At 69.5% G+C, this 19,299-nt stretch carries 18 protein-coding genes; 15 read left to right on the top strand and 3 right to left on the bottom strand.

What is annotated here, in order from left to right:
* The first annotated feature begins 64 nt into the window (after positions 1-64).
* Entirely contained in the window at positions 65-868 is an 804-nt protein-coding gene (locus tag OO70_RS43405; protein WP_043684742.1) for an exodeoxyribonuclease III, read from the top strand.
* 32 nt (positions 869-900) lie between these two features.
* Here OO70_RS43405 and OO70_RS43410 read toward each other — a convergent pair whose 3' ends face one another.
* Complete coding sequence (locus OO70_RS43410) at positions 901-1,545, bottom strand: MerR family transcriptional regulator (protein WP_043684993.1); 645 nt, start codon at positions 1,543-1,545, stop codon at positions 901-903.
* A gap of 174 nt (positions 1,546-1,719) precedes the next feature.
* On the opposite strand from OO70_RS43410, the gene OO70_RS43415 reads away from it, so the two are divergent.
* The 4 genes from OO70_RS43415 to OO70_RS55580 all read left to right on the top strand — a co-directional run bounded on the left by OO70_RS43415 (position 1,720) and on the right by OO70_RS55580 (position 5,357).
* Complete coding sequence (locus OO70_RS43415; RefSeq protein ID WP_043684745.1) at positions 1,720-3,276, top strand: flavin-containing monooxygenase; 1,557 nt, start codon at positions 1,720-1,722, stop codon at positions 3,274-3,276.
* Positions 3,273-4,208: an alpha/beta fold hydrolase gene (locus OO70_RS43420; protein WP_043684748.1), complete on the top strand. Its 936-nt coding sequence runs from the start codon at positions 3,273-3,275 to the stop codon at positions 4,206-4,208. The genes OO70_RS43415 and OO70_RS43420 overlap by 4 nt, the downstream gene beginning before the upstream one ends.
* Positions 4,205-5,092, top strand: coding sequence for an SDR family oxidoreductase (locus OO70_RS43425; RefSeq protein WP_043684751.1), 888 nt, complete (start codon positions 4,205-4,207; stop codon positions 5,090-5,092). The genes OO70_RS43420 and OO70_RS43425 overlap by 4 nt, the downstream gene beginning before the upstream one ends.
* An 88-nt stretch (positions 5,093-5,180) precedes the next feature.
* Positions 5,181-5,357: a hypothetical protein gene (locus OO70_RS55580; RefSeq protein ID WP_199827517.1), complete on the top strand. Its 177-nt coding sequence runs from the start codon at positions 5,181-5,183 to the stop codon at positions 5,355-5,357.
* 123 nt (positions 5,358-5,480) lie between these two features.
* Here OO70_RS55580 and OO70_RS43430 read toward each other — a convergent pair whose 3' ends face one another.
* Positions 5,481-8,705 (bottom strand): S41 family peptidase, encoded by a 3,225-nt coding sequence (locus OO70_RS43430; RefSeq protein WP_043684754.1) that lies wholly within the window; start codon positions 8,703-8,705, stop codon positions 5,481-5,483.
* Between the two features lie 178 nt (positions 8,706-8,883).
* On the opposite strand from OO70_RS43430, the gene OO70_RS43435 reads away from it, so the two are divergent.
* The 4 genes from OO70_RS43435 to OO70_RS43450 all read left to right on the top strand — a co-directional run bounded on the left by OO70_RS43435 (position 8,884) and on the right by OO70_RS43450 (position 13,120).
* The gene (locus tag OO70_RS43435) at positions 8,884-9,492 is read left to right on the top strand and encodes a TetR/AcrR family transcriptional regulator (RefSeq protein WP_043684757.1); all 609 of its coding nucleotides are present in this window, start codon (positions 8,884-8,886) and stop codon (positions 9,490-9,492) included.
* A gap of 122 nt (positions 9,493-9,614) precedes the next feature.
* Positions 9,615-11,837, top strand: coding sequence for an MMPL family transporter (locus tag OO70_RS43440; protein ID WP_043684760.1), 2,223 nt, complete (start codon positions 9,615-9,617; stop codon positions 11,835-11,837).
* Between the two features lie 98 nt (positions 11,838-11,935).
* Positions 11,936-12,520 (top strand): hypothetical protein, encoded by a 585-nt coding sequence (locus tag OO70_RS43445; RefSeq protein WP_043684997.1) that lies wholly within the window; start codon positions 11,936-11,938, stop codon positions 12,518-12,520.
* Positions 12,521-12,565: 45 nt separating this feature from the next.
* Positions 12,566-13,120: an isochorismatase family protein gene (locus tag OO70_RS43450; protein WP_043684763.1), complete on the top strand. Its 555-nt coding sequence runs from the start codon at positions 12,566-12,568 to the stop codon at positions 13,118-13,120.
* Positions 13,121-13,136: 16 nt separating this feature from the next.
* On the opposite strand, the gene OO70_RS43455 is transcribed toward OO70_RS43450, so the two are convergent.
* Positions 13,137-13,535: an ATP-binding protein gene (locus OO70_RS43455; RefSeq protein ID WP_043684766.1), complete on the bottom strand. Its 399-nt coding sequence runs from the start codon at positions 13,533-13,535 to the stop codon at positions 13,137-13,139.
* 137 nt (positions 13,536-13,672) lie between these two features.
* On the opposite strand from OO70_RS43455, the gene OO70_RS43460 reads away from it, so the two are divergent.
* From OO70_RS43460 to OO70_RS43485, 6 genes are all read left to right on the top strand, one after another.
* On the top strand, positions 13,673-14,518 hold the full coding sequence (locus OO70_RS43460; RefSeq protein ID WP_043684769.1) for a helix-turn-helix domain-containing protein: 846 nt from the start codon (positions 13,673-13,675) through the stop codon (positions 14,516-14,518).
* Complete coding sequence (locus tag OO70_RS43465) at positions 14,515-14,700, top strand: DUF397 domain-containing protein (RefSeq protein WP_043684772.1); 186 nt, start codon at positions 14,515-14,517, stop codon at positions 14,698-14,700. Before OO70_RS43460 ends, OO70_RS43465 begins: the two co-directional genes overlap by 4 nt.
* Before the next feature lie 814 nt (positions 14,701-15,514).
* A complete protein-coding gene (locus OO70_RS43470; protein ID WP_043684775.1) occupies positions 15,515-16,039 on the top strand; it encodes a YbaK/EbsC family protein in 525 nt (174 codons plus the stop codon).
* Complete coding sequence (locus OO70_RS43475) at positions 16,036-16,881, top strand: DMT family transporter (RefSeq protein ID WP_043684778.1); 846 nt, start codon at positions 16,036-16,038, stop codon at positions 16,879-16,881. The genes OO70_RS43470 and OO70_RS43475 overlap by 4 nt, the downstream gene beginning before the upstream one ends.
* A 120-nt stretch (positions 16,882-17,001) precedes the next feature.
* Positions 17,002-17,940: an ABC transporter ATP-binding protein gene (locus OO70_RS43480; protein ID WP_043684781.1), complete on the top strand. Its 939-nt coding sequence runs from the start codon at positions 17,002-17,004 to the stop codon at positions 17,938-17,940.
* Positions 17,937-19,286, top strand: coding sequence for an ABC transporter permease (locus tag OO70_RS43485; RefSeq protein ID WP_043684784.1), 1,350 nt, complete (start codon positions 17,937-17,939; stop codon positions 19,284-19,286). Before OO70_RS43480 ends, OO70_RS43485 begins: the two co-directional genes overlap by 4 nt.
* Positions 19,287-19,299: the final 13 nt, after the last annotated feature.

The raw sequence follows: 19,299 nt of genomic DNA on the forward strand, positions 1-19,299 counted from the left end.
AAATCGTATGCCTACTCGTGAGGGGGTCTCCGGACTCTGTCCAGTGTGCCGGTATCGTGCCGGAGTGCTCACTGTGACCTCTGCCAATGTGAACGGACTGCGGGCCGCCGCGAAGAAGGGCTTCGTGGAGTGGCTCGCCGGGACCTCCGCCGATGTGCTCTGCCTCCAGGAGGTGCGAGCCGAGCCGCAGCAGCTGCCGGAGCACGTCCGCGCTCCCGACGGCTGGCATGTCGTGCACGCGCCGGCCGCCGCCAAGGGGCGCGCGGGCGTCTCCCTCTACACCCGCCGCGAGCCGGACCGCGTCCAGGTCGGCTTCGGGTCGGCCGAGTTCGACGGGAGCGGCCGGTACGTCGAGGCCGACCTCCCCGGTGTCACGGTCGCGAGCCTCTACCTGCCCTCCGGCGAGGTCGGCACCGAGCGGCAGGACGAGAAGGTCCGCTTCATGGACGAGTTCCTCACCTATCTGAAGGACCTGCGCACGCGGGCCGCCGCCGACGGTCGCGAGGTCGTCGTCTGCGGCGACTGGAACATCGCCCACCAGCCGGCCGACCTCAAGAACTGGCGCGGCAACCAGAAGAGCTCCGGGTTCCTGCCAGAGGAGCGCGCGTGGCTGAGCCGGGTCTTCGACGCGGAGGACGGGGCGTACGTCGACGTCGTACGGGCCCTGCATCCGGACGTGGAGGGGCCGTACTCGTGGTGGTCGTACCGGGGGCGGGCGTTCGACAACGACACCGGCTGGCGCATCGACTATCACGTGACGACACCCGGCCTCGCCGCCAAGGCGGTCAAGGGGTACGTCGAGCGGGCGGCGACGCATGACGAGCGGTGGTCGGACCATGCGCCCGTGACGGTGGTCTACGACCTCTGAGGTCCCATGGTCCGAGGTCCCATGGCGGTGGTCTACGACCGCTGGGGGGCTTGGCCGTCCTGTTGTATCCGCCGGTCCATCGCCAGCGACAGCTCCGCCTCCACGACGCTCTTCGCCAGCGGTCGCAGTCGCTGCAGGTCCTCCGGCGTGCGGCCGCCCTGTGCCAGCACCAGGTCGGTGAAGAGGTCCGCGAGGGACTCCGTGTGTTCGCGCACCCGGCGCCCCGCGCTGAGGACGTCGGCCAGGGGGATGCCCTCGCGGACCAGTGCGGCCGTGACGTCGAGGAGGCGGCGGCTGATGTGGACGATCTCGCCGCCGTCGGTGCCGAGGTAGCCGAGTTCGAGTGAGGCGGCGAAGTTCTCCGGGGTGGCCTGGTCGCCGAAGTAGTCGGCGAGGGCCTCCGGGGTGAGCCGGACCGGCGTCTCCTCGGTCGGCGCGCCCAGCCCCAGCAGCTCGCCCACGTTGCGGCCGTGGTCGAAGGCCTCCGCCAGTTCCGCGATGCCGTTGAGGGTGTGGCCGCGCTCCAGCAGCGCCGAGATCGTGCGCAGACGGGCCAGGTGGGTCTCGTCGTACCAGGCGATACGGCCCTCGCGGCGGGGCGGCTGGATGAGTTTGCGTTCGCGGTAGAAGCGCAGGGTGCGCAGCGTGATGCCGGCCTGCTCGGCCAGTTCCTCCATGCGGTACTCGCGCTTCTCCGCCTGTTCTGCCTTCTCCGCCACGCCCGCACCTTACGTCGTACCCTCGGTAACTTTCCTCGTCCCGCCCCCTACCCATGAGTACGGAGCTGCTCTACCCTCCGATTGCGCCAGTGTTCACTGGCGTGGTCGCATGGTCGTATGGAAGGGCACGGGATGACCGAACACGAGCATGTGCGGGTGGCGGTGATCGGGTCCGGGTTCGGGGGGCTGGGGGCCGCGGTGCGATTGCGGCGCGAGGGCGTCACCGACTTCGTCGTCCTGGAGCGCTCCGACAGCGTGGGCGGGACCTGGCGGGACAACAGCTATCCCGGGTGCGCCTGCGACGTACCGTCCCATCTGTACTCGTTCTCCTTCGCGCCGAACGCCGACTGGCCGCGCACCTTCTCCGGGCAGGAGCACATCCGCGCGTATCTGGAGAACGTCGCCGACGTCTTCCGGCTCCGGTCGCACATCCGCTTCAACTCCGAGGTCAAGATGATGACTTGGGACGCGGAGCGGCTGCGGTGGGACATCGAGACTACCGGCGGTTCGTACTCGGCCGACCTCGTCGTCTCCGCCACCGGGCCGCTCTCCGACCCCAAGATCCCGGACGTCCCGGGGCTCGACTCCTTCCCCGGCGAGGTCTTCCACTCCGCCCGCTGGGACCACGACTACGACCTGCGCGGCAAGCGCGTCGCCGTGGTCGGCACCGGCGCCTCCGCGATCCAGATCGTGCCGTCGATCCAGCCCGAGGTGGAACGCCTCACCCTCTTCCAGCGGACCCCGCCCTGGGTGATGCCGCGCGTCGACCGCCCCATCAGCGGCGCCGAACGCGCCCTGCACCGCGCGCTGCCCTTCACCACCAAGGCCCGGCGCGGACTCCTGTGGGGCATAAGGGAGTTGCAGACCCAGGCGTTCACCAAGCGGCCCAACGAGCTTGTCCTGGTGGAGCAGTTGGCCAAGCGGAACATGGCCCGCTCCATCAAGGACCCGGCCCTGCGCGCCAAACTCACCCCCGACTACCGCATCGGCTGCAAGCGCATCCTGCTGTCGAGTGCCTACTATCCGGCGCTCGCTCAGCCCAATGTCGACGTCGTGGCGAGCGGGTTGAGCGAGATCCGCGGTTCGACGGTCGTCGCCGCCGACGGGACTTCCGCCGAGGTCGACGCGATCGTCTTCGGTACGGGTTTCCACGTCACGGACATGCCGATCACCGAGCGGGTCGTCGGCGTGGACGGGCGGTTGCTCGCCGAGGCGTGGCAGGGCGGTATGCAGGCCCTGCGGGGCGCGTCCGCGGCCGGCTTCCCGAACTGGATGACCATCGTCGGGCCCAACACCGGCCTCGGGACCTCCTCCATGATCCTCATGATCGAGTCCCAGCTGAACTACATGGCGGACTTCGTACGGCAGTTGGACGTGCTCGGCGGCCGTGTCGCCCTCGACGCCCGGCCCGGCGCGGTGAGTTCCTGGAACCGGCGCGTGCAGGAACGGATGACGCGGACCGTGTGGAACACCGGTGGCTGCACCAGCTGGTACCTCGACGCGAGTGGCCGCAACACCACGATCTGGCCCGGTACGACGACCGAGTTCCGCAAGGCCACCCGGCGCGTGGACCTCTCGGAGTACGAGGTCGTGCGAGCGCGGGCCAAGAAGAAGGCCGAGACGGAGACCGAGACGGAGACCGAGATAGAGACCGAGATAGAGACCGAGACCGAGGTGGCGAGCGCATGAGTCGTCTTCTGCATGTCTCGACCGGGCCCTACGCCCCGCCCGTCCCCGCCCGCGAACTGACCGTCACCTCGGCCGACGGCTCCCGGCTGCACGTCGAGGTGCACGGGCCCGAGGACGCGCCCGCCGTCGTCCTCGCGCACGGCTGGTCCTGCTCGACGGCCTTCTGGGCCGCGCAGACAAAGGACCTGTCGGTCGACCACCGCGTCATCGCCTACGACCAACGGGGCCACGGGCGCAGTCCGGTGAGCGTCTCGCACAGTACCGACGCGCTCGCCGACGACCTGGAAGCCGTACTGGAGAAGGCTCTCGCGCCCGGGGAGAAGGCCGTGGTCGTGGGGCACTCCATGGGCGGGATGGCCGTGCTGGCGGCTGCCGGGCGGGCGGGGTTCCGGGAGCACGCGGTGGCCGTTCTGCTGTGCAGTACGGGGAGTTCGCGGCTGGTCGACGAGTCGCTCGTCGTGCCGTTGCGGGCTGGGCGGCTGCGGACCTGGCTGACCCGGAAGGTTCTCGGCACGCGGGCGCCGCTCGGGCCGGTCACGCCGGCCGCGCGGCGGATCCTCAAGTACGGGACGATGGGCCCCGGTTCGGCGCCGCACATGGTCGAGGCGTGCGCGCGGATCGTGCACGCGTGTCCGCGGGCGGTGCGGTACGCGTGGTCGCGGGTTCTCGACACGCTCGATCTCGACCACGGCGTAAGGGAGTTGGCGGTGCCGACGGCCGTCGTCGTCGGTACGGCGGACCGGTTGACGCCGCCGGTGCACGCGCGGGCGCTGGTCGCCGCGCTGCCGCAGTGTGTCGGGATCACGGAGTTGGCGGGGCTCGGGCACATGACACCCGTCGAGGCGCCGGAGCTGGTCAGCGCGAAGATCCGTGAACTGACCGCCACCTACATGGAGTTCGGCCCGATCGATCAGGTCAAGGAGGGCGCATGAGCGGCAAGGTGAGTCTGGAGGGTCAGGTCGCGGTCGTGACCGGGGCGGCGCGGGGTGTCGGTGAACTGCTCGCGCGCAAGCTCTCCGCGCGCGGGGCCAAGGTGGCGCTGGTCGGGCTGGAGCCTGATGCGCTCAAGCAGGTCTCCGAGCGGCTGCACACCGACAGCGACCACTGGTACGCCGACGTCACCGACCACGAGGCGATGGCTCGGGTGGCTGGTGAGGTCAAGGAGCGGTTCGGGAAGGTCGACATCGTCGTCGCCAACGCGGGTGTCGCGAACGGCGGGCCCTTCCTCGACTCCGACCCGGTCGCGTGGCGGCGCGTGATCGAGGTGAATCTGATCGGGTCCGCCGTGACCGCGCGGGCGTTTCTGCCGGTGCTGATGGAGAGCCGGGGGTATCTGCTGCAGATCGCCTCGCTGGCCGCGATCACGCCCGCGCCGATGATGACCGCGTACTGCGCGTCCAAGGCCGGCGTCGAGGCGTACGCGCACAGCCTGCGCGCCGAGGTCGGCTACAAGGGTGTGCGGGTCGGCGTCGGGTATCTGTCGTGGACCGACACGGACATGGTGCGCGGGGCCGATCAGGACGAGGTCATGCGGGAGTTGCGGCAGCGGTTGCCGTGGCCGGCGAACAAGACGTATCCGCTGGGGCCGGCCGTGGACCGGATCGTCGCGGGGATCGAGCGGCGGTCGAGTCATGTGTACGGGCAGTGGTGGTTGCGGGGGATGCAGGGGGTGCGGGGGTATCTGCCGGGGGTTATCGGGTCGGTGGGGCAGCGGGAGATGCGGCGGTTTGGTTCTCGGCTGGAGGGGATGCGGTCTGGGCTTGTGGGTGCGGGTGGGGCGGCTGATGAGCAGGCTCGCGCTACGGAGCGTAGCTGATCGAAATGCGAGCTTTGTGCTGGCGTGTGAATCTGGTCGAGGCCCGATCGAGGGCCAATCCCCTCACCCGCAACGGGAGTGAACCCACATGGGTATGAAGGACCAGTTCCAGGACAAGGCGAAGGACCTCGCGGACAAGGCCAAGGACAAGATGGGCCAGGGTCAGGGTCAGGACGAGGTGTCCGAGCGGGGTGCTCAGCGGGACGAGGTGGCTGAGCGCGTCCAGCGTGAAGAGGACCGGATGGATCAGGACTACGACGTTTAGTCGGAGCCTGATTGCGTGGGGCGCCCTGTGTTTGGGGCGTCCCACGTTTCGTTGTTGGGTGCACGGCCGGTGGGGGCTGGGCGCGCAGTTCCCCGCGCCCCTAGGTGGGGAAGCTGGGCCCTCTCAAGAACGTGGCGGCAACTTTGGTCTGCTGCGGTCCGGGACGTCCGCGTAGTTGGGCGGTGTCGCCGCCGGGTGGATGGCCAGCAGATCCAGCGCCAGCTTGATTGCGTCGTCCAACTGCGCGTGCCGTCCCTCTGCCCAGTCCAACGGTGTTCGCAGGATTTCCAAGTCCGGGGTCACGCCCCTGTTTTCCACCGACCAGCCGTAGGCGTCGAACCAGGCCGCGTTCATGGGGACCGTGATGACCGTGCCGTCGCCGAGTTGGTGGCGGCCGGTCATGCCGACCACTCCGCCCCAGGTGCGTTGGCCTACCACCGGGCCGAGTTTGAGGAGTTTGAAGGCTGCTGTGATCATGTCGCCGTCCGACGATGTTGCCTCGTCTGCCAACGCAACTACCGGGCCCCTGGGGGCACTTGAGGCGTACGACACCGGTTGGGCGTTGCGGGTCAGGTCCCAGCCGAGGATCGTGCGGGTGAGTTTCTCGACGACCAGTTCGCTGATGTGGCCGCCCGCGTTGCCGCGTACATCCACGATGAGGGCCGGGCGGGACACCTCCAGGCGCAGGTCGCGGTTGAACTGGGCCCAGCCTGAGCCGCCCATGTCGGGGATATGGAGGTAGCCGCAGTGGCCGCCGCTCAACTCCCGTACGACCGCCCGGCGTTTGGCCACCCAGTCCTGGTAGCGGAGGGGGCGTTCGTCGATCAGGGGGACCACTGCTACTCGGCGGGCCCTGCCTTCTCCCTCCGCCGGGGTGAACGTCAGCTCCACCGTTGTGCCGCCCGCGCCTGCCAACAGGGGGTACGGGCCTGTCAGTTCGTCCACCGGGCGGCCGTCCACGTGGGTCAGGATCGCGCCCTCTCGGATGCCCGTGCCGGCCAGGGGGGAGCGGGCCTTGGAGTCGGAGGACTCGCCGGGGAGGATGCGGGCGACCGTCCAACCGCCCTCCCTGCGCACGAAGTTGGCGCCCAGCAGGCCCTGGCGGCGCTGGTAGTGGGGCGGGCCCTCGTTGCGGCGGGACGGGGTGACGTAGGCGTGGGACGTGCCCAGCTCGCCCAGGACTTCCCGGAGTAGGTCCGCGAAGTCGTCGGGGGAGGCGACCCGTTCGACCAGCGGGCGGTACTGGTCCAGGACCCCGGTCCAGTCGATGCCGCACATCTGCGGATCCCAGTAGTACGCGCGGATCAGGCGGCCCGCCTCCTCGTACGACTGGCGCCACTCGGCGGGCGGGTCGACCTCGTGGAGGATGCGGCGGAGGTCGATCCAGACCGTCGAGTCGCTGTCGCCGGACTCCGTGGAAGGGACTGCGCGTAGTTCGTCCTCGTCCACCACTACCAGTCGTGAGCCGTCGCCGCTCACCGCGAACCAGTCGAGGTGGTCTACGAGTTCGGACTTCTTCGCCTTGCTGATGTTGAAGTACTCGAGGGTCGGGCGGCCGCTCGTGTCGTCCGGATTCGCGAAGGTCTCGCCCAGCGCGCCCGAGATCGGCCAGCGCAGCCAGACCAGTCCGCCGCCCGAAACCGGGTACAGCGCCGAGTACTTGGAGGCCGAGACCGGGAAGGGGGTGACCCTGCTCTCCAGTCCTTCCACCTCCACCGTCACCGCGCCGTCCGCGTTCTCGTCCTCCGCCGGGTCCAGGCCCCCGGCGGCCGGGCGGCCCTCCGGGTTCAGAGCGAAGGGGGAGGGGGTCGCCGAGGAGAGGGGGACGAGGTAGGGGCGGCAGCCGAGCGGGAAGGACAGGTCGCCGGTGTGGACGTCGTAGACCGGGTCGAAGCCGCGCCAGGAGAGGAAGGCGAGGTAGCGGCCGTCCCTCGTGAAGACCGGATTCTCGTCCTCGAAGCGGCCGTTGGTGACGTCGACGATCAGACGGTCCTTGATACGGGCCATCTTGATCTGGCGGAGCGAGCGTCCGATGCCCGGGTGGGACCAGGTCAGCCAGGTGCCGTCGGGGGAGAAGGCGAGGTCCCGTACCGGGCCGTTGATCGAGCAGATCAGCTCCGTCACCTCGCCGTTGGAGTCCTCGGTGGCGTCCAGCAACAGGAGGCGTCCGTCGTGTGCGGCGATCGCGAGGCGCTCGCCCGCCGTGTCCGACACCAGCTCCAGTACGCGGCCCACCTCGCCGGAGGCGAGCCGGCGGGGCTCGCGGTCGCCGGTGGCGCGGGGCAGGTAGGCGATCTCGATCGCGTCCTCGCCGTCCGCGTCCGTGACGTAGGCGAGTTGGCCGCCGGAGCCCAGCATCTCGGGGAGCCGGACCCGTACGCCCGGGGTGTCGGTGATGGTGCGGGCGGGGCCGTCGCGGTGCGTCAGCCAGTACAGGCTGCCGCGGACGACGACGGCGCTCGCCCGGCCCGTCTCGTCGACCGAGATGCCGTCGACGTGCTGGGCGGCGGGGACCTGGTAGGTACGGCGGCCGGCGCGCGGGCCGCTCAGGTGGACGTCCAGTTTGCGCGGGAGCGAGCCCGCCGACAGGTCGTCGACGATCCACAGGTCACCGGCGCACTGGTACACGACCCGGGTGCCGTCGCTCGCCGCGTGCCGGGCGTAGAAGGCGTCGTGGTCGGTGTGGCGGCGGAGGTCGGAGCCGTCGTAGGAACAGGAATAGAGGTTGCCGATGCCCTCGTGGTCGGAGAGGAAGGCGATGCGGCCGTCGACGAACATCGGGGAGTGCAGGTGGCCTTCGAGGTCGGCGAGGAGGCGGCGGCCGTGCAGCCAGAGGCGGCCCATGGCACCGCCGCGGTAGCGCTTCCAGGCGGCCGGTTCGTGGGGTGGGGTGCCGGTGAGGAGGAGGGTCTGGCGTTCGCCGCCGATGTCGGCGAGCTGGATGTCGGAGACCGGGCCCCAGGGGAGCCGGCCGCCGGGGCCGCCGTCCGTGGGGATCTTGTGGGCCCAGGTGAAATAGGAGAACGGCTCCCCGTGCGAGGCCACGGCGAGGATGTCGCCCTCGGGTGTCCAGCCGCAGACCTGGGTGTCGGCGCTGCCCCAGTAGGTGAGTCTGCGGCCGGGTCCGCCGTCGACCGGGACGAGGTGGATCTCCGGGACCAGGCTCCGCCAGGTCGTGTACGCGAGGTGGCGGCCGTCGGGGGAGAAGCGGGGGTGGCCGACCTTGGTGCGGTCGACGGTGAGCCGCCAGGCGCGGCCCCTGCCGTCGAGAGGGGCCAGCCAGAGGTCGTCCTCGGCCACGAAGCTCAGGAGGTCGCCACTGAGGTGCGGCAGGCGCAGATAGCTCACCTCCCTATGCTTTTCCGGGGGACGGACCCGAGCAACTTGTGAAAAATCACCGGCGCGGCGCGGACGGTGACCCAACCGGTGACTCAACACACGTACGAAACGGTTTCGTTTCGTAGGGAGGTGCGCTACATTCGTCATGTACGAAACCGTGTCGTTCGGAGCTGGGAAGGTGAGTCGCATGACTGAGGTCGCAACGGCGCGTCGCAGTCGCATCACACCCGAGCGCGAGGCCGAGCTGTACGCGGCCGTGCTCGACCTGCTCCGGGAAGTCGGCTACGACGCCCTCACCATGGACGCCGTGGCCGCCCGCACCAAGTCCAGCAAGGCGACGCTCTACCGCCAGTGGGGCGGCAAGGCCGAGCTGGTGGCCAAAGCGGTGCGGCACAACAAGCCGGGCGCCTCGGCCTCCTCCGTCGACACCGGTTCGCTCAGGGGCGACTTCCACGCCCTCACGATGCGGTCGGACGACTGCGAGATGGAACAGAACTCCGCGCTCATGCGGGGCCTGGCCATGGCGATCCACGGCAACCCGGACCTCCTCAAGGCGTTCCGGGAACACCTCGTCGAACCCGAGATGGCGGAGTTCCGGACGATGCTCCAGCGGGCGATCGACCGGGGTGAGGTCCGTGCCGACAACCCGGCGATCGAGTACATCGTGCACATGATGATCGGCGGGTTCGCCGCCCGCACCATGATCGACGAGCAGCCGCCCACCCAGGCCTTCCTGCTGTCGTACATCGACGCCGTGGTGCTCCCCGCACTGGGCGCACCCGTACCCACCACCTGAAAAACCCACAGCGCGCCCACCTGACGTAACCGCTCACGTCGTCGGGCCGATCACCCGTGTCCCCAACCGGTTGATCACCCCTGCCCCGAAGAACCCCACGACCTGACCGGGAGTACGCCCTCGTGGCCACGTTGCTCTACAAAGTCGGCCGGCTCGCCTTCAGGCGACGGCACTTCGTCGCCCTCATCTGGATCGCCCTGCTGACCCTCGCGGGAGTCGGCGCGGCCAACGCGCCCGCCGCGGGCTCCACCTCCTTCTCCATACCCGGGACCGAGGCCCAGAAGGCCTTCGACCTGCTGGACCAGCGCTTCCCCGGCTCCAGTTCGGACGGCGCCACCGCGCGGGTCGTCTTCAAGGCGCCGAGCGGCGAGAAGATGACCGACGCCGCCAACAAGGCGACCGTCGAGAAGACGGTGAAGGAGCTGGCCGACGGCTCCGAAGTCGTCTCCGTCACCGACCCGTTCACCACGAACGCCGTGAGCAAGGACGGGACGGTCGCGTACACCTCGGTGAAGTACGACGTCGCCGGCATGGAACTCAAGGACTCCAGCAAGGACGCCCTGGAGGAGACCGCGGCCGAGGCCCGGGCCACCGGGCTGACCGTCGACGTCGGCGGTGACGCGCTCCAGGCCGCCGCGGAGATGGGCGTCGGCGAGATCATCGGTATCGCCCTGGCCGCCGTCGTCCTCCTCATCACCCTGGGCTCGCTGGTCTCGGCCGGCCTGCCGCTGCTGACGGCGATCATCGGGGTGGGGATCGGCGTTTCGACGATCACGGTCCTGGCGAAGGCGCTGGACCTGGGATCGACGACCTCGACGCTGGCGCTGATGATCGGCCTCGCCGTCGGCATCGACTACGCGCTGTTCATCGTGTCCCGCTACCGGGCCGAATTGGCAGAGGGGCGTGAACGCGAGGAGGCGGCCGGCCGGGCCGTCGGCACCGCGGGTTCGGCGGTGGTCTTCGCCGGTCTCACGGTCGTCATCGCGCTGGCCGGTCTCGCGGTCGTCAACGTGCCGATGCTGACCAAGATGGGCGTCGCGGCGGCGGGCACGGTCGTGGTCGCGGTACTCATCGCGCTGACCATGATCCCGGCGCTGCTCGGCTACGCGGGCCGGAAGATCAAGCCCACCGGCGAGAAGGCCAAGTGGCTGGGCGGCGGCAGCGCCAAGGAAGCGGCCAAGGCGGCCAGGCCGAACATGGGCACCCGCTGGGCGAGCTTCGTCGTACGGCGTCCCGCCGCCGTCCTGATCCTCAGCGTGCTCGGCCTCGGCGCGATCGCGCTGCCGGCCAGCCAGCTCCAGCTGGGTCTGCCCGACGACAGCTCACAGCCGACGTCCACCACCCAGCGACGGGCCTACGACCTCCTCGCGGAGGGCTTCGGCCCCGGCTTCAACGGCCCGCTGATGATCGTCGTGGACGCCAAGAACAGCGACGCCCCCAAGGCCGCCGTTACTACGGTGACCGACAAGATCAAGACCCTCGACGACGTGGTCTCGGTCAGTCCGGCCGCGTTCAACAAGGCCGGTGACACCGCGACGATCACCGTCGTGCCCGACTCCAAGCCGTCGTCGGTGACCACCGAGGACCTGGTGCACACCATCCGCGGCGAGGGCGCCGGCATCAAGGCCGACACGGACGCGCAGGTGCTGGTCACCGGCACCACGGCGATGAACATCGACTTCTCGCAGAAGCTCAACGACGCCCTGCTCCCGTACCTGGCCCTGGTCGTCGGCCTCGCCTTCCTCCTCCTGATCGTGGTCTTCCGCTCGATCCTGGTCCCGCTGAAGGCGGCCCTCGGCTTCCTGCTCAGCGTGCTCGCCTCGCTCGGTGCCGTCGTCGCCGTCTTCCAGTGGGGCTGGCTGTCGGGCCTGATCGGCGTGGACGAGACCGGTCCGATCATGTCGATGATGCCGATCTTCCTGGTGGGCGTGGTCTTCGGCCTCGCGATGGACTACGAGGTGTTCCTCGTGACCCGGATGCGCGAGGCGTACGTCCATGGCGAGAAGCCGAGCCAGGCCGTCGTCACCGGGTTCAAGCACGGTGCCCGGGTCGTCACCGCCGCGGCGGTCATCATGATGGCCGTCTTCTCGGGCTTCATCACCTCCAGTGAGTCCATGGTCAAGATGATCGGCTTCGGCCTCGCGATCGCCGTCTTCTTCGACGCGTTCGTGGTCCGCATGGCGATCGTCCCGGCGGTGCTCGCCCTGCTCGGGAAGCGGGCGTGGTGGCTGCCGAAGTGGCTGGACCGGGTACTGCCCAACGTGGACGTCGAGGGCGAGGGCCTGCGCAAGCTCGACGCCAAGGACTCGGATCCCGATGAGGACCGGGAGTTGGTCCGGGCCTGAGGCGGCTGCCGCGAGGCACTGAGGTACCGGACAACTGATCTGCCGCGCCACCGAGTTCGGGTGGCGCGGCAGATCGCGTCGGTGACAGGGTGACGGTCGTGACAGCACTGGACGAACTGGTACGGCTGCTCGGCCCGTCGACCGTGGCAAGGATCCCGTCCCCCGACGACTGGACCGAGATCGAGACGTACGTCGCCTCGCCACTGCCCACCGACTTCAAGACGTTCCTCGACACCTACGGCACGGGCGTGATCTGCGACGAACTGGTGGTCTTCCACCCGCGGGGCGCCGGCCCGCTCCTGGACAGGATGCGGAAGATCCACGAGACGTTCGGCGAGAGCCGGAGCCGCAACCCGGACTTCCACCCGTTCCCCTTCCACCCGGAACCCGGCGGCCTGATCTCCTGGGGCTACGACCACTCGGGCAACGAACACTTCTTCTGGCCCTGCGACCCGGACCCGGACCACTGGAAGGTCGTCACCCACAGCCACGGGCCGGAACCGGAGGTCTTCGAGGGACCGTTCACCGCGTTCGTCCTCGACTTCGTCGAGCAACTGCGGGACCTGGAACCGCACCACGGACTCGATCCCGAGGAACTGGAGTTCCTGGAGCCGGAGGACCTGGCGGAACTGGCGGAGCGGGGGGAGATCGGGCCGGTCGAGCCGAGTTTCAAGCCGATCTGAGCCGGGCCGAGCCGATGTCAGTGGGCTGGTCTAGCGTGTTTGGGCATGACCACACTCGCAGAACGTCCCCACACCGCACTCCTGCTGATCGACGTCCAGGTCGCCGTCGTGGCCGACGCGTACGAGCGTGACGCGGTCGTCGCGAACATCGCCGCGCTCGTCGACAGGGCACGCGAGGAAGACGTCCCGGTCGTCTGGGTCCAGCACTCCGACGAGCACGTGACGAAGGGCAGCGACGCCTGGCAGTACGTCCCCGAACTGACCCGCCGCGAGCAGGAACCCCTGGTCCACAAGATCTACCCCGACTCCTTCGACGACACCACCCTGGAGGAGGTGCTGGCAGCCGCCCGGGTCGGACGCCTGGTGGTGGCCGGCGCGTCCACCGACGCGTGCATCCGCTCCACGATCCACGGCGCGTTCGTACGCGGCTACGACGTGACACTCGTCGGCGACGCCCACACCACGACGGACCTGAGCAAGTGGGGTGCGCCGCCGCCGGACCAGGTCATCGCCCACACGAACCTGTACTGGAAGTACCACACGGGCCCGGGTCGCACGGCGGGAGTCGAGGAGACGAAGGACGTCGTACTCGGGGGCTGAGCCAGGCTGCCCCCCCTCACATCCTGACCTCGGCCCAGACCGTCTTCCGCGGATGCGGCCCCGGGGCGACACCCCAGCGGTCGGCGAGAGCGTCCACGAGAAGCAGCCCGCGCCCCGATTCGCCACAGCCGTCTCCGACTTGCAGCCGGGGGAGCCGGTCACCACGGGTGTCCGACACCTCGATACGGAGCGTTCCGGCGACGACGTACAGGGTCAGCCGGAAGTCACGTCCCGGGACGCGTCCGTGGGTCGCGGCGTTGGCCGCCAGCTCGGCGACGATTTGAGTGGCCCGGTCCAACGGGAGTTCCCAGGCGCGGAGTTGCTCTGTGGCGAGCAGCCGGGCGAGGCGGGCGCCGCGGGGAGTGGGCGACAGGAGAACCGTGAAGTTGGGAGGGGCGGCGGTTTCTTGATTCATGTCACTCAGAGTGGCCGCGTTTGCTTCCCTGGGTGAGTGATGACGCTGGTGCGTAGCGTGACTGTCTCGGCTTTGTCCCGCACTGTCTCGGCTGTCTCGGAAGTTGTACGGGTACAGGTGCGCGGTGGAGGTGGGGCATGAACGAGGTTGCGGACGAGGCCGGTTGGGATGTCGAACCCGGCGACGAGATCGAGCCGTTGGTCCAGGCGGTGGGGCGGATGCTCAGGTTTTTCCGCGAGGCGGCGGGGATGCGGGTGGCCGACCTCGCGGAAGCGATGGGCTACGGCGAGGACATGATCCGGAAGATCGAGCGCGGGGTGCGGATCCCGAGGCCGGAGTTCCTGCACCGGGTGGATCAACTCCTGAACGCGCAGGGGCACTTGAGGGCGTTCATGGAGGACATGCAGAAGGCTCGGTATCCGAAGAAGGTGCGGGAGCTGGCGGACTTGGAGGCTCGGGCGGTGGAAATGCTGCTGTACAGCAACCACAACATCCATGGCCTGCTGCAAACGTCCGAGTACATGCAGGCGTTGTTCGACATTCGGCAGCCTCCCTACCCCCAGGACGTGGTGGAACGGGACGTGGCTGCTCGCATTGCCCGGAAGTCCATCTTCGACCGGTCGCCTGAACCCGCACTCTGCTTCATTCAGGAACAGGTGACACTGGAGCGACCCATCGGCGGCAAGGCGGTGCTGCGCCGGCAGCTCGAACACCTGCTGGAGGTAGGGAGACTGCGGAACGTCGCGCTTCAGGTCATGCCCACCGACTCCGAGGAGCACGCCGGTATGAACGGCCTGATCGAGGTGCTGAAGTTCAACGACGGCACAGCGATCGGACGGTCCGACGGAGCGTTCAACGGGCGCCCGGTCTCAACCCCCAAGGATCTTCGGGTCCTTGAACTGCGTTATGGGATGATGCGGGCCCAGGCTCTCACGCCGAGAGAGTCGCTGGCCTTCATCGAGCAAGCGCTGGGAGCACTATGAGCACCTCGCAACTTCACTGGTTCAAGAGCAGCTACAGCAGCAGCAATGAATCCGGCGACTGCGTCGAGGTGGCTACTACCCCCGCGACGATCCACATCCGGGATTCGAAGAACCGGCTGGGCGCGCAGCTGGCCCTCTCCGCTCCCGTCTGGGGCGAGTTCGTCACGTACGTCTCGAAGTGAACGTCGGGCCGCCCGCTTCTTGGCCAGTGTCGTGCTTCCGCGCCCCGAGTAAAGGGCGCTCCCTACGGTCGCGTCGCCTGCGGCGATTCCGCTTCGCTCCACCCTTGACTCGGGACACTCCAGCACGTTTCAGAAGCGAGCGGGCGGCCGGTGAGGAACGGGGGCCCAGGTAGGAATCCCCGTCCCTGAACTGCGTCGCGGGCCGGTGCGGTGGGGCGCGCTCGCGCCTCGCCAGCACGCCGGGTGGGCTCAGCGGCCAACCGCCGGTGGGGACTCCGGGCCGGGCCTGGGTGGCAGTCCGGGCTGTGGCCCGAATCTGCCGATTGCCTCTCCCCGGGGGACCTGTCCCGAAGAAGTGTGACAGTCGCGGCGAAAGTGTCACGCTTTGCAGCCCACCCCCACCCCCCACCCTCCGTGGGCTGGGGTCATTTCTAACCAGTCACAGGGAATAGAGTGGTTAGTCTGGGACCCAGCTTCTGGCGACCCCCATCCCCACCCGCCCACAGCTGGCCGCTGAGCCGACCCGGCGTGCTGGCAAGGCGCGAGCGCGCCCCGTCACCCCGGCCCGGAACGCAGCCCACCCGACAGGCTTCTTGCCTGGGCCACCCATCCTTCCGGGCCGCTCGCTCGCTTCTCAGACGGGCTGGAGCGGGCCGAGTCAAGGGTGGAGCGAAGCGGAATCGCCGTAGGCGACGCGACCGCAGGGAGCGCCCTTTACTCGGGGCGTGGAAGCCCGACACTGGCCAAGAAGCGAGTGGTCCAACGGTCAGAACTCAGTCGCAGGCCCCGTACACCCGCCGCTACCGTGCAGCACATGACCACGAACGACAGCGAAAACACCCACGGCTCCGAGGACTCCGGCGCCAACCCTCGTTTCGCCGAGGCCTTGCGGGAGTTGGGTCTCGCCGAGTTGCTCGGCAGTATTCGGCGCTTCCCCGACGCCACCCGTACCGCAGCCGAGGCCGCCGCAGCGATCGGGTGCGAGTTGAGTGAGATCTGCAAGTCGTTGATCTTCGCGGCGGACGGCGTTCCGGTGCTGGTGCTGATGGACGGGGCCTCGCGCGTGGATGTGGAGCTCGTGCGGCGGGAACTCGGGGTCGAGAAGGTCACCCGGGCCAAGGCCGACGTCGTACGGGAGACGACCGGGTATGCCATCGGTGGCGTGCCTCCCTTCGGGCATCGTACGAAGACCCGTGTACTCGCCGACCGGTCCCTGCTCGCGCACAGCGTCGTGTGGGCCGCCGCCGGCAACCCGCACGCCGTATTCCCCATGGAACCCAAGGAACTTGTCGCTCACGCCGGTGCCACCCTGGTGGACGTGCGCGAGCAGACCTCGTGACCCCGGGGGTCGCCGCCGCCGTCCTGCTCGCCGCCGTCACCCACGCCTGCTGGAACGCCCTCGCCCACCGCATCACCGACAAGCTGATCGGGTTCACCCTCATCGCGGGCGGCGGGACGGTCATCGGGCTGGCGCTCGTGCCGTTCACGGCGTTCCCGGCGGCCGGGGCGTGGCCGTACATCGGGGCGTCCGCGCTCATCCATCTCGCGTACTACCTCCTGCTGATGAAGTCCTTCCGGCTCGGTGACTTCGGGCAGGCCTATCCGATCGCACGCGGCACCGCCCCCCTCGTCGTCACCGTCCTCGCCGCCGTCTTCGCACACGAGGTACCCGATGGGTGGGCTGCGGCCGGCATCGCGCTGTCGTGCACGGGACTTACCGGCGTCGCCCTGTGGGGGATGCGCGGACGGCGCCCCAACTGGGCCGCGATCGGCGCCGCGTTGGCGACGGGGCTGTCGATCGCCGCGTACACCGTCGTGGACGGGCTCGGGGTACGGGCGTCAGGGTCCTCGTTCGGGTACATCGCCTGGCTGATGGCCGTCCAGGGCTGGATGATCCCGGCCTACGCGCTCCACCTCCGACGCGGCCAACTCCTGCCCGCCCTACGGCCGTTCGCCGCCGTCGGCTTCCTCGGCGCCGCCCTGTCCGTGCTGGCGTACGGACTCGTCCTGTGGGCCCAGACCCGCGCGGCCCTCGCACCCATCGCCGCCCTGCGCGAGTCGTCGATCATCGTGGGCGCGGCCATCGGCGCCGTCTTCTTCAAGGAGCGCTTCGGGGCGCCCCGGATCGCCGCCGCCGTGCTGCTCGTGGCCGGAATCGGGCTGATGCTGCGGGCTGGTTGACCGTTTCTTCACCGGGCTTGCCGACGACTTGACGATCCGTTCCATGGGTGTTCAGACGGCTGCCTGTGTGTGTGATGTGTGGTGTCCCTAGGGTCCCTGAGGATTCGAAAGAAGGGGCTCATGGAGAGACGCCACGCGGTCCGGGCCGACGGGATCACGAAGTGCTTCGGCGATGTCGTCGCGCTCGACGGCGTCGATCTGGACGTGACGCAGGGTCAGATTCATGGTCTGGTCGGGCCGAACGGGGCCGGGAAGACCACCTTGCTCGGGCTGTTGTTGGGGTTGGCTGTCGCCGACCGTGGGCGGCTGGAGATCCTCGGTCAGGAGGTCGGGCGGGCGTTCGCCGCCCCCGACGGTGTCGCCGGGTTCGTGGACGGGCCCGGTCTCTACCCCTCGCTCACCGCCCGGCAGAATCTCGCCGCGCTGGCCGCGTTGCGTGGAAATGACGCGCGGACGGCGGGAATTGACGACGTGCTCGACCAGGTCGGGCTCACCGATGTCGCCGACGACCGGGCCCGCGGGTTCTCGCTCGGTATGCGGCAGCGGCTCGGGCTCGCCGCCGCCCTGCTCACCAAACCCCGGCTTCTCGTGCTCGACGAACCGTCCAACGGCCTTGATCCGGCGGGCAAGAGACATGTGCACGGGGTGCTCAGCAGACTCGCCGCCGACGGGACCAGCGTGGTGCTCTCCAGTCATCGTATGGACGACCTGGAGGTGTTGTGTTCCGAGGTCACCATCCTCGCCACGGGGCGGGTCGTCTTCTCCGGGCCGTTGAGCAAGCTGGCCACCGAGAGTCGTGAACTCGAGTACCGGTTGCGGACGTCCGACCCGCGGGCTGCACGCGACCTCGCTGCCGCGACCGGCGGGGTCAAGGTCGTCGACGACGCCGGGGCGCGGTACGACGCCGAGGTGTTCGTCGTACGCGCGCTGACCCCCGCCCTCGACGAACTGGTGGCCCAACTCGTGCGGTCGGGCATCGCGGTGCGTGAACTCGCCCCCGTGGCATCGCCGTTGGAGGCCGCGTTCCTCGCGCTCACCGATCAGGAGGCCGGTCGATGAGCGCGATCGTCGTTGCCGAACCAGTCGCCCCCGCCCGTCGCGTCTCCGTCGCGCGCAGCTACCGCTTCGAACTCGTCAAGCTGGTCTCCCAGTGGCGCATCCGCCTGCTGGTGCTCGCCTGTTGGGTCGCGCCCGCGCTCTTCGTCGCCGGGGTGAGCCAGCAGAGCACCCTCCCCTCCGACACTCTCTTCGGGCGCTGGATGCACGCCACGGGGTGGGCCGGACCGCTGGTCATGCTTGGTTTCGCGGGGAGTTGGGCGCTCCCGTTGCTGACCTCGCTCGTCGCCGGTGACGTGTTCGCCGCCGAGGACCGGCTCGGTACCTGGCGGCATCTGCTGGTGGCGGTCCGTTCGCCCGCGCGGATCTTCGTGGCGAAGTCGCTGGCCAGCCTCACCGTCATGGTGGTGCTGGTGGCCGGGCTGGCCGGGTCCAGTGCCGCCGGTGGGCTCCTGGCCGTCGGCAACCAGCCGCTCGTCGGTCTCGACGGCCATCTGCTCGCGCCGGGGGACGCGGCCGGCAAGGTCCTGCTCGCCTGGCTCTGCGCCCTCGCCCCGACCCTGGCCCTCGCCGCGATCGGACTCCTCGGGTCGGTCGCGCTGGGGCGGTCCTCGATGGGGCTGCTGCTGCCCGTGCTGGTCGCGCTCGCGATGCAGGTCGCCCAGATGCTGCCGCTGCCGGTCGCCGTGCGCCTCGCCCTGCCCGGCTACGCCTTCATCGCCTGGAACGGCCTGTTCACCGACCCGGCCCAGCTCGCCCCGCTCCTGACCGGCGTCGCGGTCAGCCTGACGTGGGCCGCCCTCGCGACCGCGCTGGCCTATCTCCTGTTCGTACGGCGGGACTTCACCAACCCGGCCTACGACGGTTCCGGGCGCCGCGCGATCACCGTAGGCCTGCTGCCGCTGGCCGCGCTGACCGCCGTCACCGTGGGGGCGGTCGCCGTGGCGACGCCGTCGACGGGCTCCGGGATCGAGCAGGGGAAGGTGCAGAAGTCCCTCGCGACCGTGTTCGCGCATCTGTATCGCCTGCAGACCGAGCAGTTGCACCGGCCCGCCGTCACCGAGGCGCAGCTTCGGGCCTCGGCGGCTTGCACCAAGAGCGACGGCCAGGCCGCCCAGGAGGGGGCGGGCAACGACTGGCGCTGCGTCGTGAGCTGGCATCTCCCCGGGGTCGCGGTCACGGGGACGGCGATCTACCAGCTCGACATCACCTCGGACGGGCGGTTCGTGGCGGACGGCGACGGTCCCAAGGAAGTCAACGGCTACTTCCTGGTGCGGACTTCGACCGGTGACGCCCCGAATCCGCTGTGGCAGTTCGACGGCAACGTCGAACTGCTCGAAACCCAGTGAAGGGAACAGTTCC

It is taken from the genome of Streptomyces xylophagus (genome assembly GCF_000716435.1).
Taxonomy (GTDB): Bacteria; Actinomycetota; Actinomycetes; order Streptomycetales; family Streptomycetaceae; genus Streptomyces; species Streptomyces xylophagus.

Excerpts from the sequence above, each read along its gene's own strand:
- OO70_RS43460 (WP_043684769.1), top strand. The coding sequence starts at position 13,673 with ATGAACGAGGTTGCGGACGAGGCCGGTTGGGATGTCGAACCCGGCGAC.
- OO70_RS43465 (WP_043684772.1), top strand. The coding sequence starts at position 14,515 with ATGAGCACCTCGCAACTTCACTGGTTCAAGAGCAGCTACAGCAGCAGC.
- OO70_RS43410 (WP_043684993.1), bottom strand. The coding sequence starts at position 1,545 with ATGGAGGAACTGGCCGAGCAGGCCGGCATCACGCTGCGCACCCTGCGC.
- OO70_RS43480 (WP_043684781.1), top strand. The coding sequence starts at position 17,002 with ATGGAGAGACGCCACGCGGTCCGGGCCGACGGGATCACGAAGTGCTTC.
- OO70_RS43470 (WP_043684775.1), top strand. The coding sequence starts at position 15,515 with ATGACCACGAACGACAGCGAAAACACCCACGGCTCCGAGGACTCCGGC.
- OO70_RS43415 (WP_043684745.1), top strand. The coding sequence starts at position 1,720 with ATGACCGAACACGAGCATGTGCGGGTGGCGGTGATCGGGTCCGGGTTC.
- OO70_RS43435 (WP_043684757.1), top strand. The coding sequence starts at position 8,884 with ATGACTGAGGTCGCAACGGCGCGTCGCAGTCGCATCACACCCGAGCGC.
- OO70_RS43455 (WP_043684766.1), bottom strand. The coding sequence starts at position 13,535 with ATGAATCAAGAAACCGCCGCCCCTCCCAACTTCACGGTTCTCCTGTCG.
- OO70_RS43485 (WP_043684784.1), top strand. The coding sequence starts at position 17,937 with ATGAGCGCGATCGTCGTTGCCGAACCAGTCGCCCCCGCCCGTCGCGTC.
- OO70_RS55580 (WP_199827517.1), top strand. The coding sequence starts at position 5,181 with ATGGGTATGAAGGACCAGTTCCAGGACAAGGCGAAGGACCTCGCGGAC.
- OO70_RS43425 (WP_043684751.1), top strand. The coding sequence starts at position 4,205 with ATGAGCGGCAAGGTGAGTCTGGAGGGTCAGGTCGCGGTCGTGACCGGG.
- OO70_RS43450 (WP_043684763.1), top strand. The coding sequence starts at position 12,566 with ATGACCACACTCGCAGAACGTCCCCACACCGCACTCCTGCTGATCGAC.
- OO70_RS43420 (WP_043684748.1), top strand. The coding sequence starts at position 3,273 with ATGAGTCGTCTTCTGCATGTCTCGACCGGGCCCTACGCCCCGCCCGTC.